The organism is Halogranum gelatinilyticum (assembly GCF_900103715.1).
Taxonomy (GTDB): Archaea; Halobacteriota; Halobacteria; order Halobacteriales; family Haloferacaceae; genus Halogranum; species Halogranum gelatinilyticum.
Window position 1 is genome coordinate 50,148 of the sequence record NZ_FNHL01000006.1, and the last position, 15,812, is coordinate 65,959.

Consider the following 15,812-nt stretch of genomic DNA (forward strand, 5'->3'; position numbering starts at 1 on the left):
GCACCGCCGCCGTCCGTGATGTGAGGCTCGTACTGGCGGAACCAGGCGGAACCAGGCGGAACCAGGCCGAACCACGGCAGGGTTCGCGAGGGAGCGTAGTTATTTATAATCGAGTTCCCCTCTCGTAGCCATGGCAGATATCGCGTACCTGCTCTCTAGTGTCGGACATGGCGACGAGGAGATCGAACGACGGGAACGTGTCGCGAACGAACTGGTACCGGACGGCGACACCGTCCGGGTGGTCACACCCTCGAACGCACCGCTCTCGGTCGAGTCCACGGTCGAAGAACAGTGGGCGGCCGCCGAACTCGTGCGGTCGGTCGAAGCGCGCGAAGACGAGTTCGACGCGTTCTTCGTCGGCTGCTTCGGCGAGCCGGGGCTGGCCGCCGTCCGAGAGATGACGCGGAAACCGGTGGTCGGGTCGGCGACGGCGACGTTCTACACGGCCGCACAGGTGGCCGACCGGTTCAGCGTGTTGACGATCCTCGATTCGACCGAACCCATGGTCCACCGGCAGATCCACGAGGCACATCTGGACGACCGCCTCGCGTCCGTCAGGGTGGTGGAGGCACCGGTCCTCGACATCGACCATTCCTCGGACTCGCTGGTCGAGGACATGATCACGACGGGCCGAGACGCCGTCACGGAGGACGGGGCCGAGGCACTCATTCCGGGCTGTATGAGCCTCTCGTTCATGCAGGTCCACGACGGCATCGCCGCGGAGCTCGGGGTCCCGTTTCTCGACCCCGTCCGGATCGGTCTCGGGACAGCGTCGATGTGGGCACACTGGAACGTCACGCAGAGTTCCGCCACGTATCCGGCCCCGGACCGGTCGAAACTCGACGGTCTCTTCTCCAGCTGAGCTGTGGCTGCCGCGGACACTCAATCATTCAATCACTCATTCACTTGTTCACTCGCTCACTTGACCACCCGACCACTCGACGGGCGACGACAGGCCGTCCAACAGGGTTTTCTTCGCCGACTGGGTGGTGTGGTAATCGATAGCATCACAATGCTTAAGCACGAATCCCTGTAGGGAGCTAACATGGAATGGTATGAATACGTCCTCAAACGTCTCTTGCTGTTCGTCCCCACGCTCTTGGGCGTGTCAGTCTTCGTGTTCTACCTCGTCCATCTCGTACCGGGGAGTCCGGCGGTCGCGATGCTCGGGGTTCGGGCGACGGAGGAGCGGGTACTGGAGATCGAACGGGAACTGGGGCTGCACGAGCCGCTCCCGGTCCAGTACGTCGAGTGGTTCTCCGGCGTCCTCGTCGGCAATCTGGGACAGTCCTACTCGTTCAACGGACCCGTGGCACCGATACTGGCAGACCGCTTCTTCGTGAGCCTCGAGCTGGTCCTGCTCACGTTGTTCGTGTCGCTGTCTCTGAGCATTCCCCTGGGGATCGTCGCCGCACTGAACAAGAACAGTGCTGTGGACTACTTCAGCATGGGCGTCGGAATCACGGGCGTGAGCGTGCCGACGTTCTTCTCCGGGGTCGTGTTCATCGCCGTCTTTGCGGTCGGCCTGAACTGGTTCCCGGTCAGCGGCTACGTCGCGCCCTCGGAGGATCTCGTGGAGAACCTCCGGCACATGGCACTGCCCACGCTGACGATGACGCTGGTGGCGGTCGCGGTGGCGATGCGGATGATGCGGTCGTCGATGATCGAGACGATGGGAGAGGAGTATATCCGGTTCCTGAAGGCGAAGGGGCTTCGGTCCCGGTCGATCCTGTTCGGCCACGCGCTGAAAAACAGCTTCATCCCCGTCATCACGGTCATCGGCCTGCAGTTCGGCTACATGTTGTCGGGGGCAGTCGTCGTCGAGCAGATCTTCGCCATCCCCGGACTCGGACGGACGGTCCTTCAGGCGGTTCTCCAGCGGGATTACCCGCTCGTACAGGGTTCGGTCCTCCTCCTCGCCCTGTGGTTCTCGGCGGTCAACCTCGGGACCGACCTGATAATCTCGTATCTCGATCCGCGCATCATGGAGGAGGAGACCTAACAATGGCAACCGAAACCCAACCCCAACAGACGACGGGGCGCGACGAGTCGCAGCTCCGTCAGTTCGCCGAGAGCTTCCTCGAGAACAAACTCGCAGTCTTCGGGCTGTTTCTCATCATCTCTGTCGGCGTGATCACGCTGTTCGCGCCACAGATCGCGCCGTACGAACCCCGAACACAGAACTACGACGCGATCCTCGAAGGGCCGTCGGCGGACCATCTGTTCGGGACCGACAATCTGGGCCGGGACATCTTCTCCCGCGTGCTGTACGGCTACCAGACCGTGATGACGATCACCCTCGGCGGCGTCATGATGGCGTTCGCCCTGGGCACGTCGATCGGGCTGACAGCTGGATACCGCGGCGGCTGGACCGACCAGTCGATCATGCGCGCAGTGGACGTGTTGATGGCCTTCCCCTCGCTCATCCTCGCGCTGGCGTTGATCTCGGCACTCGGCCCGTCGAAGTGGGGCGTGCTGCTGGTGCTCGGCGTCGCGTACACGCCCATCTTCGCCCGGGTCGCCAGAAGTGAAGCCGTCTCCCTCCGAGAGGAGCAGTTCGTCAAGAGCCTGGAAGTCCGCGGCGCGAGCCAGGCTCGCATCGTCTTCCGGCATATCCTCCCCAACGCGGTCGGGCCGCTCATCGTCGCCATCACGCTACAGTTCGCCTTCGGCATCCTGACGACGGCCACGCTGTCGTTCCTCGGTGTCGGCGTCCAGCCGCCGGATCCGTCGCTCGGGCGGATGCTCACGGAGGGGAAGGACTATCTCGCCACCGCGTGGTGGTACAGCATCTTCCCCGGGTTGGCGATCATGATTCCCGTCATCGGCTTCAATACCATCGGCGACGGTCTCCGTGACACCTTCGACCCGAGGCAGGTGAACCGCTGATGACGAGTCCACGTCTCAGTGTACGTGACCTCCAAGTGACGTACACCACGAAACACGACGCGGTCCACGCCGTCGACCGAGTGTCGTTCGACGTCCAGAACGACGAGATCTTCGGCATCGTCGGCGAGTCCGGCTGTGGCAAGAGCACGCTCGCGAGTACGATCTTGCGACTGCTCGACGACAACGGCGAGATAACGGGCGGCGAGATCCGGTACGGCGACTGGGATCTCGCAGCCATGTCCGACCGGGAACTCGCCAGACAGATCAGAGGGCGGGAGATCAGCATGGTGTTTCAGGACCCCAACACCAGTCTGGACCCGGTCTACACCATCGGGCGGCAGCTGATCGAGACGATCCGCCAGCATCTCGACGTCTCGAAACAGGAGGCCCGGAAGCGTGCGATCCAGTCGCTCGCGGACGTCGGCATTCCCAGCCCCGAAGACCGCCTCGACGACTATCCACACCAGTTCTCGGGCGGGATGCGTCAGCGCGTCGTCATCGCCATCGCGCTCTCGTGTAATCCGGGCCTGCTCATCGCCGACGAACCGACGACCGGGCTGGACGTCTCCATCCAGGCGCAGATTCTCGACCTCTTGGAGGACATCAACGACAACCACGACACCTCGGTCATCCTGATCACGCACGACCTCGGTGTCGTCGCGGAGGTCTGTGACCGGGTGGGCGTGATGTACGCGGGCAACCTGGTCGAAATCAGTCCGGTCGACGTCGTCTACGACGACCCGAAGCATCCGTACACCGAGGACTTGCTCCGGTCGATCCCGGAGACCCACGAGATGAAATCGGAGCTTACAGTCATCAAGGGAACGCCGCCGGACCTCCGCGATCCACCATCGGGCTGTCGCTACCACCCTCGGTGTACGAAGGTGTGTAGTGACGCCTGCGAGACCGGCGACATCCCGCAGGTGTACCGGGAGAACGGCTCGACCGTCCGCTGCTATCTGTACGACCCGGCCGAGAACCCCGAGTACGAAGGGTCAACGGAGGGCGACGGGGAACGGCCCGACGGCCAACTCGAGCACCCCGAAGGGGGGGAGCAGCGATGACCGAGCCGATACTGGAGGTCGACGGACTCACGAAGCAGTTCCCGCTGAACAGCGGCGTCATCTCGCGTCTGCTGGGAAACACCCGGACGCTCACCGCCGTCCGCGACGTCTCTTTCGAGGTCGGACGCGGCGAGACGCTCGCACTCGTCGGCGAGAGCGGTGCGGGCAAGTCGACCGTCGGCAACGTCGTCACCCGCATCCACCGGCCGACGTCCGGGGTGGTCCGCTACCGCGGTAACGACATCCACGAGCTGTCCGACGAAGGCCTGAGGGAGTACCGACAGTCCGTCCAGATGGTGTTTCAAGACCCGTACTCCAGTCTGGACCCGCGCTACCGCGTCGGTTCGACCATCGCCGAACCGCTGAAGATCCACACGGATCTCTCGAAAGCGGAGCGTCGTGACCGCGTCGACGACCTGTTGGAGACCGTCAATCTGGACCCCGACTTCGCCGACCGGTATCCACACGAACTGAGCGGCGGCCAGTTACAGCGCGTCTCCATCGCGACCGCGCTGTCGGTCGACCCGGAGTTCCTCATCCTCGACGAACCCGTCTCCGCGCTGGACGTATCCGTCCAGGCCCGAATCCTGAACCTGCTCATGCGACTCCAGCGCGAGCGGAACCTGTCGTATCTGTTCATCTCTCACGACCTCGGCGTTGTCAAGCATCTCAGCGACCGGGTCGCGGTCATGTATCTCGGCGAGATCGTCGAACAGGGTGAGACTGCCTCTCTGTTCGGGGGTCCAGCCCATCCGTACACCGAAGGACTGCTGGCCTCCGTCCCTCAGGCGAATCCACACGTCCGCCGCCGCGGACAGCGACTGACGGGGGAGATTCCGTCGCCGATCAACCCACCGAGCGGCTGTCCGTTCCACCCGCGCTGTGAGTACGCCACCGAGCAGTGTGAGAGCGACAAGCCACTGCTGGAACCGGTGTTCGAGGGACGTGAGGCCTCTTGTCATCACTGGGAGGACGTGAGCGCGTTCGAGGACGTCGACGAGATACCGATAGAAGAGCACGGGGAAGCGACCGACTGATTCTGACGGGCGGTCAGGCGACCCGCACGCCGTCTTTGAACACTCCGGCCGGGTTTTCGAGGGCACTGATGTCCTCCGTCGGGTCGCCGTCGAGCAAGACGAGGTCTCCTCGCTTGCCAGGGGTGACGCTTCCGACTTCGTCCTCTCGGTCGATGGCACGCGCTGCGTCCAGCGTCGCGGCGTTTAACGCCTGCTCAGTCGTCGCACCCAACTCGACGATCTTCCCGGCCTCGTAGTACATATAGCCGTGCATACTGTCGGTCCCGATGGCGATGTTCACGTCGGTCTGGAGGATCTGCCGCCAGGCCTCGGCACTCGTCTCTCTCGACTCTCTGAGCTTCGCCATGATCGCCGGGTTGTCGGCGTCTCCAGCCTCGATTCCACGGGGATGAGAGCCGATGGCGAAGTTGCCCACGACGTACTGATCCGACCCTTCGAGCATGTCGATCTCCTCGTCGCCGAAGAGGTTCGCGTGCTCGATCGTGTCGACGCCCTCCTCGATCGCCATCCGCGCCCCGGCACCCCCGTGTGCGTGGGTCGCGACGTGTTTCTCGTGTCGGTGCGTCTCGTCGACGATGGTCCGTACCTCCTCACGCGAGTACTGTGACTGGCCTGGTGACCCCGTATCCGAGGAGATACCGCCCGTCGCGAAATACTTGGTGTGCGTCGCCCCCTCCCGCATGTTCTCCCGGATGCGACGTCGGATCTCTTCGACCCCGTCGGTCGCGCTGTGGACCATCCCGTGGCCGTCGGTCGGGGTGAGGTGGATGCCGCTCGGCAGGAGCCGTGGACTCTCGAGTTCCCCCGACTGCTCGGCTTCGGCCAATCTGACGTCGAGATATCCCTCCTCGGCCATCAGTCGCATCGTCGTCGTTCCCGCTTCGAGGTCGGTGCGGAGATTGTTCACGGCTCTGACCGTCGCCGTCGTCCGGTGGGCACCGAGCTGTCCGAGCTGATTCCCCTCCCACGGTCGGATGGTGGCGTGAGAATGGGCGTCGACGAGTCCGGGTGTCGCCACCCCGTCGTGGTCGGCAACGAGGGGGACGTCGTTCGGGACGTCGTCTCGAATCTCGCTCACGCGGCCCGCCTCGAACACGACCACGGTCCTGTCGTAGTCGCGGTGCTCGGGGTCGTAGATGCCCTTCGTTCGTACTGCTCGCAGTTCGGTCGTCTCGGTGTCTGAGTCGTTCATGTCGGTAGATGGTGGTCCGTGGAGTCGTCGAGTTCGCACGCAGGCGGCCCGGACGGACCGGCGGGAGACGCCTGTCGCGGTGCTTGCTGCTGTAATCGGCTCGGTGCATGGAACGCCGAGCGGTGGCTTCCTGTCAGTCGTCGTCCGCCGTGAGCGGTCCCGACCCTAGCAGTCCGTCGAGCTTCTCCCGGTTTGCACTGGGATACGTCTCCCGGCTGTGTGTCATCCCGTGTCGCGCCCACGTACTCGCGGTTTCGAGGCTCGCAGTCACCGGATCGATGAACGGCACGCCCACGGCGTCGGCGATCTCGTCGTGGACCTGCATGAACGAGAGGCTCATACAGCCCGGCACGAGTGCTTCCGCCCCGTCGTTTTCGACGGCGTCCCGGCCTGCATCGATCATGTCCTGGACGATATCGTCCGACCCGTGGTCGATGTCGAGGACCGGTGCCTCCACGACCGGGACGCTCGCCAGCCGGTCGCCCAGCCCGTACTCGTGTACGAGCCGTCGTGTGAACGGTTTCGTCGATTCGAGGATGGTGAGACAGGAGAAGCGGTCGGCGAGCTGTACGGCCGTGTGAAACGACGCTGCGGCGGGACCGACGACGGGGGTGTCGGTCAGCTCACGGGCTGCGGCCAGCCCCGGGTCGCCGAAACAGCCGATGACGAACGCGTCGACGTCGGCTTCGTGTTCGGCGACGCCCTTCATCACCCCGATGGTGCTCCACTCCTCTTCGACTGTACTCTCGATGGAGAGCGGTCCCTCCCCTGCCTCGACGACTCGGACGTCGTCCGTCACGAGGTCGTTGGCGATCGCTTCCCGGCGGTCGAGTTCGTCGTCGTCCAGGCCGACACCTGGCACAAGGTATGCTATCGAAGGCATACGTGTGACAACCCCACACACCATGATAAAGCCATGCATGGTGGGTCAACGAGGGGAGATTCGACAACAGGACAGCGACCGATCAAGTGGGACGAGACGAGCGGCTGGCGTCGGTTCCGACGGCGCGCGATGGAGACTAATTACGTTGCGACGACGCGAAAAACGCTGCGGACGGTCAGCGGGCGGCTACTACATACTCTGGTCGAGCCAGACCTGCTCGAACCACCACTCCTGGTCGAGAAGCGGCTTGTAGTTCTTGACGCGCGGCTGCATCGCCTGGACGGCGTGGTCCCAGTACGGGTAGTATTTCCCGGCGTCCGCGATGTACTGCTCCATGATCTGTCCGTACAGCTCCTCGCGCTGTGCCCGGTCGGTCGTCTGGCGTGCCTGTGGGACCAGCTGCTGGATCTCCTCGTTGACGTAGCCGCCGTAGTTGAAGAACGCCCCCTCGACCAGGTTCACGCTGAACATCTGATCGGGGTCGAACATCCCGTTGAACCCCGAGACGGTGAAGCCGAAGTTGTTGTTGCTCTGCTCCTCGAAGACGACGCTCCCGTCGGCGATCTGGATGTTGAAGTTCATCCCCAGGTTCTGGTTGAGCATCTCCTGGAGGAGTTCCTGCATCGTGATCCGGATGTTGTCGCCCCGGGTGACGAAGTTGGTGAACTCGGCGGTGTGGTCGACCTCGGCTTCGGCGAGTAGCTCTTCGGCCCGTTCCAAGTCTTGGCCCTGATACGGGTCCTCGACGTCGGGGTCCCACCCGGACTGTGGCGGGATCGGGAAGTTGTCGGCCCGGCTCGCGACCCCGTGGAACGCCACTTCGAGGACTGTATCCCAGTCCATCGCGTGGAGAACGGCCTTCCGGACGTTCGGGTCGCTGAACGGCGGCGCGGTCGTGTTGAACTGGATGATGCCCATGAACGCGCCCTGGCCGCTGTCCTCCGTGACCAGCGTATCGTGGTTGCGGATGCGTTCGACTTCCCGGCGGGGAACGAGGTCGATCCAGTCCAGTTGGTCCTGTTCCAACGTGGTGAGTTTCGTGTTGACGTCGGGGTAGATCGTGAACTCGATCCGGTCGAGATACGGCAGTTGGGTGCCGTCCTCGTCTTCCTTCCAGTAGTCCTCGAACTTGTTCATGTAGACGTGGTCGCCGTCGACCCATTCCTCGAATACGAACGGCCCGGAGCCGACGGGGTTAGACGACATATCGCCCTCCTTGTCCGCCTTCTCGTTGATGATGCCGACGATGAATCCGAGCGTCGACTCCAGAGAGGCGAACGGCTGCTCGCCGGTATCGAACTCCACGGTGTGTTCGTCTCGGGCGGACACCGTCACGTCCTGGGCGAACAGCAGGGAGGCGGTGTACTGCGGCTGGTCGTACAGCGTATCGAACGTGTAGGCCACGTCGTTGGCAGTCACCGGCTCGCCGTTGTGGAACACGGCGTCCTCGTTGAGAGAGATTACGAGCGTCGTGTCGTCTTCCCACTCCCACTCGGTCGCCAGGTCTCCGACCAACACGAGCTCGTCGCCGTCGCGCCGCCACCGCATCAGCTTCGAGTAGATGTTGTAGAAGACCTGGAACGACTGGAGTCCGGTCACGGACCGCCCGTCCATCGTCTCGATCCCGACTTTCATCCCCGCGTTCAACGTGCCACCGACCTGCGGCTGTGACGACGACTGGGTCGTCGTCGAGGTGGTGCCCCCATCACCACCGTCACCTCCGCCGTCGCTGCCACCGTCTCCACCACTGTCCCCTCCCATACATCCCGCCAGTCCCACTGCCGCAGCCGCGGGACCCAGCGTCTTGATTACGTCCCGGCGCGACATCTCAGAGAGGTTTACCATCGTCTTCTCCATCGGCTTCTCGGACATGACTACCACGATTGGGGTAACGGGGCGATATAAGTCCTGTGGTGAAATACCATACCATGGTGGGTTGTTCTCACCGACTCGTCGGGTGAATTCGGCAACGTGCTGGCGTACCACCACTTAATCGGGGCGAATTGTCGGCAGAAAAGGACGGCCCGCTGACTGCCTCTTACACAACCTCTTTATACTCCATTCGGGTCCTCTACGGCATGAGTCACCGGATTGCCAACGAGTCCGCACTGTCAGGTCTGGAACGACGTGTCGCCGACGAGATCGACGACGAAGAGCCGTGGGCGCTCTTAGAGCGGTTCGCCGACCTCGAACGTGTCTCCGGAAGCGACGACGAGGTCGCCGCTGCCGAGTACATCATCGACCGCCTGGAGGCCTTCGACATCGAGTACGAGCGGTACGACCCCGAACTGTATCTCAGCCTGCCTCACGACGCGTCGGTCACTGCCGTCGACCGCGACTTCGAGGGGAGCTTCGTCAAGACCGTCTCGTTTTCGGCCGACAGGACGGTTACTGGCCCGGTCGAGTACGTCGGCTCGGCCGGACCCAGCTTCCTCGACGACCCCGACCCCGACGAGATACCGTCGGAACCGTACGCCGACGTCGGCGACCTCGCCGGGAAGGTCGCGTTGACGGCGGCTGGTAGCCTGTCGATTCGGGCGACCCGGATGCTGGAAGACAAGGGTGCCGAGGCGGTCGTCGCCATCCACCAACACGAACGGGAGCCGCACAACGGCATCGCGACGCCCATCTGGGGTGCCGTTCCGGAACTCGGCGAGCAGGACCTGATTCCGGACATTCCTATCGTCCACGTCACCAAGCCCGACGGAGCCCAGTTACGCGAGTGGGCCGAGTCGGACGACGGGGTGACGGTCGAGGTCTCGACGGACCTGACGACCGGCTGGTTCGAGTGTCCGCTCGTCGTCGCCGAGATCGGACCGTCAGACGCCGACACGGAGGAGTTCGTCCTCCTCCACGGCCACTACGACTCGTGGCACGTGGGGATCACCGACAACGCGACCGGAGACGCCGGTCTCCTCGAACTGGCGCGGGTACTCGACGGCCACGCCGACGAACTCCAACGGAACCTCCGAATCGCCTGGTGGCCGGGCCACTCGACGGGCCGGTACGCCGGGTCGACGTGGTACGCCGACGCGTTCGGTCTCGATCTGGCCCGCAACTGTGTGGCTCACGTGAACATGGACAGTCCGGGGGCGAAGGACGCGACGGAATACGCGGATATGTCCTGCTGGACGCCGGAGGCGCACGGTCTCGTGACGGACGCCATCGACGACGTGACCGGTGCCCGCTCACAGGAGCGGTTCCCGTTCCGGGCGGGCGACTACTCGTTCGACAACCTCGGAATCACGGGCTTCTTCATGCTGTCGTCGAACATCCCCGCAGACGTCCGCGACGAGCGAGGCTACCACACGGTCGGCGGCTGCGGAGGCAACTCCGACGCGTGGCATCTGACGACGGACACCCTCGACACGGCCGGTCGCGAGGAACTCGTCCGCGACATCCGCGTGTACGCCGTGAGTCTCCTCCGGGTTCTCACTGCCGACGTCCTCCCGTTCGACCACGGGCGCAACGCCGCGAAGATCCACTCGGCAGTGCAGCGGTACGACGACGCTGCCGGTGACAGGTTCGACTTCTCGCCGACGCTTGAGACGCTCACTCGGCTCACGACAGAAATCGAGGCGTTCGAGACCGCCGTGTCGTCCGGTGACGTCGACCCCACCGTCGCCAACCGGACCATCACGGAACTCTCGCGGGTGCTCACCAGACTGAACCTCGTTAAAGCGGGCCAGTTCGAGCAGGACCCCGCAGTGTCCAGACAGCCCGTGCCACGTTACGCGCCAGCCGAGCAGTTCGATACCGGGACGCTCGACTCGGACGAACGTCGGTTCCTGGCACGGCAGTTACAGCGCGAACAGAACAGCGTCGTCTACGAGATCGAACAGCTGCTCGAAAAGATTCCGACCGCCTGAGCGGGCTGGCTACCAGACCTCGTCGAGCACGCGGATGATGTTGCCACCGAGTACCTTTCCGATGTCCTCGTCGGAGTAGTCGTTTCGCACCAGCCACCGTGGGATGTTGTTCCACGCCTCCGTCGGGTTCTCCAGTCCCTTCACGTAGGGGTTCTGCATCGTACTCTCCGGCAGTTCGACACCGTGGAACTCCCCCAGCACCTCGAGTAGTGACGTGTGGTCTCCGTAGAGGACGTCCGGCCCGAACGCGACGTGGTCGATCCCCACGAGGTCGACCACGTACTCGAAGTGTTCCATGTAGGTATCAATGTCCGGCAAGTGGGTCGAACAGAGGATTCCGATGACGCCGCCGGTGTCCGCGATGGCGCGTAGCTCCTCGTCCGAGGAGCCACGCTGGCCCATCCCGCCGGTCTGTGCGAGCGCGTGCGTGTCGAAGATCGGTCGCTCGGTGACCTCACACACGTCGAGGGTCGTCTGCGGGCTGGAGTGGCTGGTCGAGATGGCCATCCCGACCTTGTTCATCCGATGAACGGCGTCGACTCCGAAGGCGGTGAGTCCCCCGTCGCGTTCGTAGATGTCGCCCTGTCCCGTGCCGAGGGAGTTCGACGCGTTGTACGTAATACCCATACAACGAACACCCATTCCGTAAAGCAGTTCGATCCGGTCGAGTTCGTTTTCGATCATCGCCGCCGACTCCAGTGCGGGTACGATGGCGATCTTCCCCGCTTCGCGTGCACGGAAGATGTCGTCGACGTCGCCACACCGCATCGCGTAGTCGGAGTGGGCGATATCGCACGCCCGCATCGAAACGTCGTGGACGATGTCGTCCCACTTCCAGCCGTGCTTCGAGTGGATACCCGACAGTCCGTCGAGATGCATATCGAACGCCGCGTCGAGCGACGTCTGTGACAGGAACTCGTAGGCCGTGTGGACTCTGCCTTCGCGGACGTAGTCCCAGAGGTCTCCGTGGACGTCTTCGGGGAAGTAGAAGGGGTGGTCGTGGAGAGACACCACTACCTCGTCGGCGACGAGTGCCTCCATCCGGTCTTGCTCGTCCTCCGAGAGCGGTATCTCGTGTGCGTCGTATCCGGAGAACATCTCAGCCAGGTCGAAGCCGGTGTAGTCCTCGCCCTCTTCGAGGTAGTCGTACGACTGGTAGCCGTCATACTGCTTGTCCGAACCCATGCGCTAACAAGGAACACCCGCTGTAATATAGTTTGACGTCAGCCCTGTATGCCTCCCGGATGGGTGACTGTCCCCGGAGCTCTCGGACGCAACCCGTCTCGCGGGACGAATAGTTGGTGTCGGCTCGGACGACGTGACATCGAATCGCTTGGAGGCTGTTCAGAACGACCATCGCTTAGGCCGTTCAAATACTCATAATATCAGAAGTAATCAGACAAGGTTTCCAATAGTACAGCCGAAGTTGGAGCCGACGGGAGAGCGCGACGCCAGTGCTGACGTTCCCATTCCTCGACGGTTTCTTCGGCCGCCCCTTCGGTCTCGACTTCTTACGTTCCAGTTATCCGAGATCGACGGACGATCGGAAGTCAACCGGGTGCACCCCGTTGAACAACAACAGAATCCGGGTTGACGGCCGGGACGAGTCCCACGACGAACTCGCGAATTCACGAACTCACGATCTGCGACAGGGGAGTGACATCCCAAGATCTGTCTCGACTGAACACCCAGATTCGGGCAATCTGGCTCGCCTGTCGCATGATTTCTACATACGGTGTCGTCCACCGGTTGGACCTCTTCAGCCGACGTAACTGGACGTGCTTACTCGACTTGCGTACCGGCCCCGATGATTCCTGCGGTGGCTCGACGAACGTGGCTGCCGACCACGCGAAGCGGTTCGTCCTATAGTCGTGCAATTATCCAAGAATATATAATTCTACGGCCAATTTTGAACCCCTGGTCATCCCTCGCGGGATCACTGTGCCGACCACAGTGTCTCGATGCGTTGCTCTATCGCCGTGAAGACGGTGGCGTATACTTCGAGTGGATGGAGCGACGGGAGTTCGAGGTCGGTGATTTCGGTGGCTTCTGGGTGTGCAACCGGTGTTGTGCCCTTCGGGTTTCAGTCCCAGCGACGGAGCTCGCACGCCGCGCCGACGTCCACTGAAGTACCGGTCACCGTGCGCTAGCCCCATTGAACATCGCGGACTCGTCTATCAAACAGACGACAAAGAGAAGCTCCTCAACAACGAAGGGCGTTAGAACACTCAGCCAAGAGCTGACACCTTGACCAATGAGGCACACGGCACTCAGACCCATTCGAGAGTGGCGTTGTGCTGGACGACGTACTCAGGGTTCAACGCATCGTCGAGTCGCGGGAAGTATTCGCCGGCGCGGTCGATGATGGTGCGTTGCAGCACGTCGCTTCTCGTTTCGAATGACGGGTTTACGCGTAACCGGAATTCGCGGTCAATAGTGAACAGCTCCCGGTCAAACGCGGCGTGATGTGTTTTACTGAGCGGCACGACGTTCCGCACGTCCGCGCGGTGCTCTGGGAACTCACTCCACGGCAACACGTGTGCCACATCCAACAACGCCGCGTGGTCCACACCCGACACGGGGCACATCCCGTCGTACCGCGACAACACCGTCGCGCGGAACTCCGGGTCCACAGTACGCGCAACCACCGTCGTCTCGTACGTCCCCGCATGGAACTCTTGATCACCCGCTGTAGACGTCCACTCAGCGTCTCGCCACTCACCGACGGCGTGACCGACGAACTCCCAGCCATCGTCCGTTAGCACGTACTCGTCGCCGCGTGTCTCGACGAGACCCATGCTCCGCAACCAGTTCGCACGCTGTTTCGCCATGTCTGTCTCCCCACGACTCCACCCTAATTCGGGGTGCGTATCCAACTGCTGTTCACTGATCTCCGCAATCGTCAACGACCCCGCAGATAATGCGTACAGTAAACTCCGCAACCCCACGTTCCGCTCACACATAATTCGAAGCAGAATCTCAGTGTCGTGCTCCGCCGTGTACTCTCGGCCAGCATCACCTAACCGCCACTCATCACCCACGCGTTGCAAGAAACCGACGTTCTCCAAGTACGACACTCGCCGCAAGATTGAATCGCGGCTCGACACGTTTGCAAACGACCCGCGATGCCACCCGACTAACTCATCCGTCGACGGATGATGTGTCACAACGAACTTGAGAACCGCATTTAACGACTCCACGTACTGCGACGCCCCGCCAAACATCGGGACGATACTTCGCAGTCGATCCGCAGGCATACACCGACCCACTCACACCCGGATCAAGACGTTTCCCCTTACCGACACGACTTCGTCACGACTCTGGTGGGTCATCAATCGGCGGCCGTAAATCCCGCGACCGGAAATCCACCTCTTCACCCGAGTTCAACTCGACGCGGAACAACTCAGAATCCTTGTCCTGCCCAGTGGTCACACCAGCATCGTCATCTAGCACCGCAACTACACGGCCATGGACGCCGTGATACCGCTCGTGATCCGGGTCCGCCACATCCGGAATATCGACTCGCACCCAATCAGAGTCAGATTAGACAGCAGTTCTACTGTGCGTACAAACTGTGGTCAGTCACTCATTCAGCATCGGGGCGACGATTGATTCTATCTCTTGTTGTAAGTAATTCTCGAACCGCTCTTCATCAAGCATCAAAAATGCTGGTCGAGAACCCTTACTCGCATCATTTAGCTTCGAGGTGAGTCCCTCTTCATGAAGATCGGTAAGTCGGTTTCGAATTGACTCAATGCTCGTGCTGCCATTCACGTATTCCACCCGCTTCACATCACTCTCAAACTCCTGTTTCGTGTACAATGACGCGCGGCTACCCCCGATGGATTTCAAAAACGGATATAACGCAGAAAATTCAGCGATTACTTCCTCTAATGGCGATGAGTTGATAAGGAATGTCAACTCATATGGTGCCCGCCAGTACGCAGTACATGACTTCCCACTTGTCGTGTATACTCGATCTGGAAACGCCAAGCCTACCTCTTCTAATCGCTCGAACAAGCTAAGTGTCTGCTCGTGGAAGGCCGGTATCTTGAGTAATAGCATAGAAAATATACCACCGAAATTCCTCGCCAATTCCTCATGATACTTCGTTGTTATATCAATCGTATCTTCCTTTTTCGAGTCAGATTCGACCAACATTTCGAGGTCTTCTCTTGAAGCGAACTCCGATATGTGGCGTGTCTCCATACTCCTAAGCTCACTTGAGAGAGCTGCCACCCAGGGTTCATCCCGAAATGATGCAAAATTCTTCACTGGAATCGTGACGCTCTCAGTATCTCCGGATTTCCATCGTCCATATTGTGTTCCTCCAATCAAGACGATTTGCAAGAATTCGTCCGAATAGTCTGACAGAATCTCTTTAATAACTGATTGCTGTTCATTTATCCGTCTCTGAGATATCTGTCCACCAACCTCCTTGGCTCCGTCAGTTAACTTATACGAGTATACGCGATTCTCCCCACTCCCTGTCGCACTACTCTCTACAAGTTCGAACTGCTTGAGATAAGCGACACCCGGGTGGTCCCACAATTTGTTGCCTCCTTGAACTACATTTCCTCCGGCATCGCTGTGCTTTGTCCCAAGTTGATACGCTTTCCTCCCTCCACAGCAACAAATCTCAAACAATGCGTCGTAGACACACCTCTTATCAAGTCCCATCGAATCCAACACTTGCTCTAGTTCCTCTGCAGACCAATCATCCATTAGCAAAAGGATGCTTGCTATGTATAAAAGGTTGGCTCAGTTACATTAATGCCGAATTATTGACGCTCATGTCCCGAGGCTCTCGTGAACTATTGCTCATCACACCCGTTGTGATAAGCTTCGAGCAAGCGAACCACTCTAACTTGTTTCATC

The 15,812-nt window shown here is 61.3% G+C and carries 12 protein-coding genes; 6 read left to right on the forward strand and 6 right to left on the reverse strand.

Annotation, left to right across the window (positions count from 1 at the left end; genetic code table 11):
- The first annotated feature begins 130 nt into the window (after window positions 1–130).
- From BLR57_RS16850 to BLR57_RS16870, 5 genes are all read left to right on the forward strand, one after another.
- Complete coding sequence (locus BLR57_RS16850) at window positions 131–862, forward strand: aspartate/glutamate racemase family protein (RefSeq protein ID WP_089699530.1); 732 nt, start codon at window positions 131–133, stop codon at window positions 860–862.
- A 183-nt stretch (window positions 863–1,045) separates the two neighbouring features.
- Window positions 1,046–2,002: an ABC transporter permease gene (locus BLR57_RS16855; RefSeq protein WP_089699533.1), complete on the forward strand. Its 957-nt coding sequence runs from the start codon at window positions 1,046–1,048 to the stop codon at window positions 2,000–2,002.
- Between the two features lie 2 nt (window positions 2,003–2,004).
- Window positions 2,005–2,889 carry an ABC transporter permease gene (locus tag BLR57_RS16860; RefSeq protein ID WP_089699535.1) on the forward strand — a complete coding sequence of 295 codons (885 nt, stop codon included), beginning with the start codon at window positions 2,005–2,007 and terminating at the stop codon, window positions 2,887–2,889.
- Window positions 2,889–3,953, forward strand: coding sequence for an ABC transporter ATP-binding protein (locus BLR57_RS16865; protein ID WP_089699537.1), 1,065 nt, complete (start codon window positions 2,889–2,891; stop codon window positions 3,951–3,953). The genes BLR57_RS16860 and BLR57_RS16865 overlap by 1 nt, the downstream gene beginning before the upstream one ends.
- The gene (locus BLR57_RS16870) at window positions 3,950–4,990 is read left to right on the forward strand and encodes an ABC transporter ATP-binding protein (protein WP_089699539.1); all 1,041 of its coding nucleotides are present in this window, start codon (window positions 3,950–3,952) and stop codon (window positions 4,988–4,990) included. The genes BLR57_RS16865 and BLR57_RS16870 overlap by 4 nt, the downstream gene beginning before the upstream one ends.
- 13 nt (window positions 4,991–5,003) lie before the next feature.
- Here BLR57_RS16870 and BLR57_RS16875 read toward each other — a convergent pair whose 3' ends face one another.
- The 3 genes from BLR57_RS16875 to BLR57_RS16885 all read right to left on the reverse strand — a co-directional run bounded on the left by BLR57_RS16875 (window position 5,004) and on the right by BLR57_RS16885 (window position 8,937).
- The gene (locus tag BLR57_RS16875; RefSeq protein WP_089699541.1) at window positions 5,004–6,182 is read right to left on the reverse strand and encodes a metal-dependent hydrolase family protein; all 1,179 of its coding nucleotides are present in this window, start codon (window positions 6,180–6,182) and stop codon (window positions 5,004–5,006) included.
- A gap of 133 nt (window positions 6,183–6,315) precedes the next feature.
- A complete protein-coding gene (locus tag BLR57_RS16880) occupies window positions 6,316–7,065 on the reverse strand; it encodes an aspartate/glutamate racemase family protein (RefSeq protein WP_244510080.1) in 750 nt (249 codons plus the stop codon).
- A gap of 189 nt (window positions 7,066–7,254) precedes the next feature.
- A complete protein-coding gene (locus tag BLR57_RS16885) occupies window positions 7,255–8,937 on the reverse strand; it encodes an ABC transporter substrate-binding protein (protein WP_244510081.1) in 1,683 nt (560 codons plus the stop codon).
- 206 nt (window positions 8,938–9,143) lie between these two features.
- Between BLR57_RS16885 and BLR57_RS16890 the strand changes: the two genes are divergently transcribed.
- A complete protein-coding gene (locus BLR57_RS16890; RefSeq protein WP_089699545.1) occupies window positions 9,144–10,934 on the forward strand; it encodes a M28 family metallopeptidase in 1,791 nt (596 codons plus the stop codon).
- Window positions 10,935–10,943: 9 nt separating this feature from the next.
- Here the strand turns inward: BLR57_RS16890 and BLR57_RS16895 are convergent, their stop codons facing one another.
- The 3 genes from BLR57_RS16895 to BLR57_RS19075 all read right to left on the reverse strand — a co-directional run bounded on the left by BLR57_RS16895 (window position 10,944) and on the right by BLR57_RS19075 (window position 15,659).
- Window positions 10,944–12,119 carry a dipeptidase gene (locus BLR57_RS16895; RefSeq protein WP_089699547.1) on the reverse strand — a complete coding sequence of 392 codons (1,176 nt, stop codon included), beginning with the start codon at window positions 12,117–12,119 and terminating at the stop codon, window positions 10,944–10,946.
- Between the two features lie 1,085 nt (window positions 12,120–13,204).
- Window positions 13,205–13,765, reverse strand: coding sequence for an HNH endonuclease (locus BLR57_RS19780; RefSeq protein WP_244510083.1), 561 nt, complete (start codon window positions 13,763–13,765; stop codon window positions 13,205–13,207).
- A gap of 751 nt (window positions 13,766–14,516) precedes the next feature.
- A complete protein-coding gene (locus BLR57_RS19075; RefSeq protein ID WP_139173386.1) occupies window positions 14,517–15,659 on the reverse strand; it encodes a hypothetical protein in 1,143 nt (380 codons plus the stop codon).
- Window positions 15,660–15,812 lie beyond the last annotated feature (153 nt).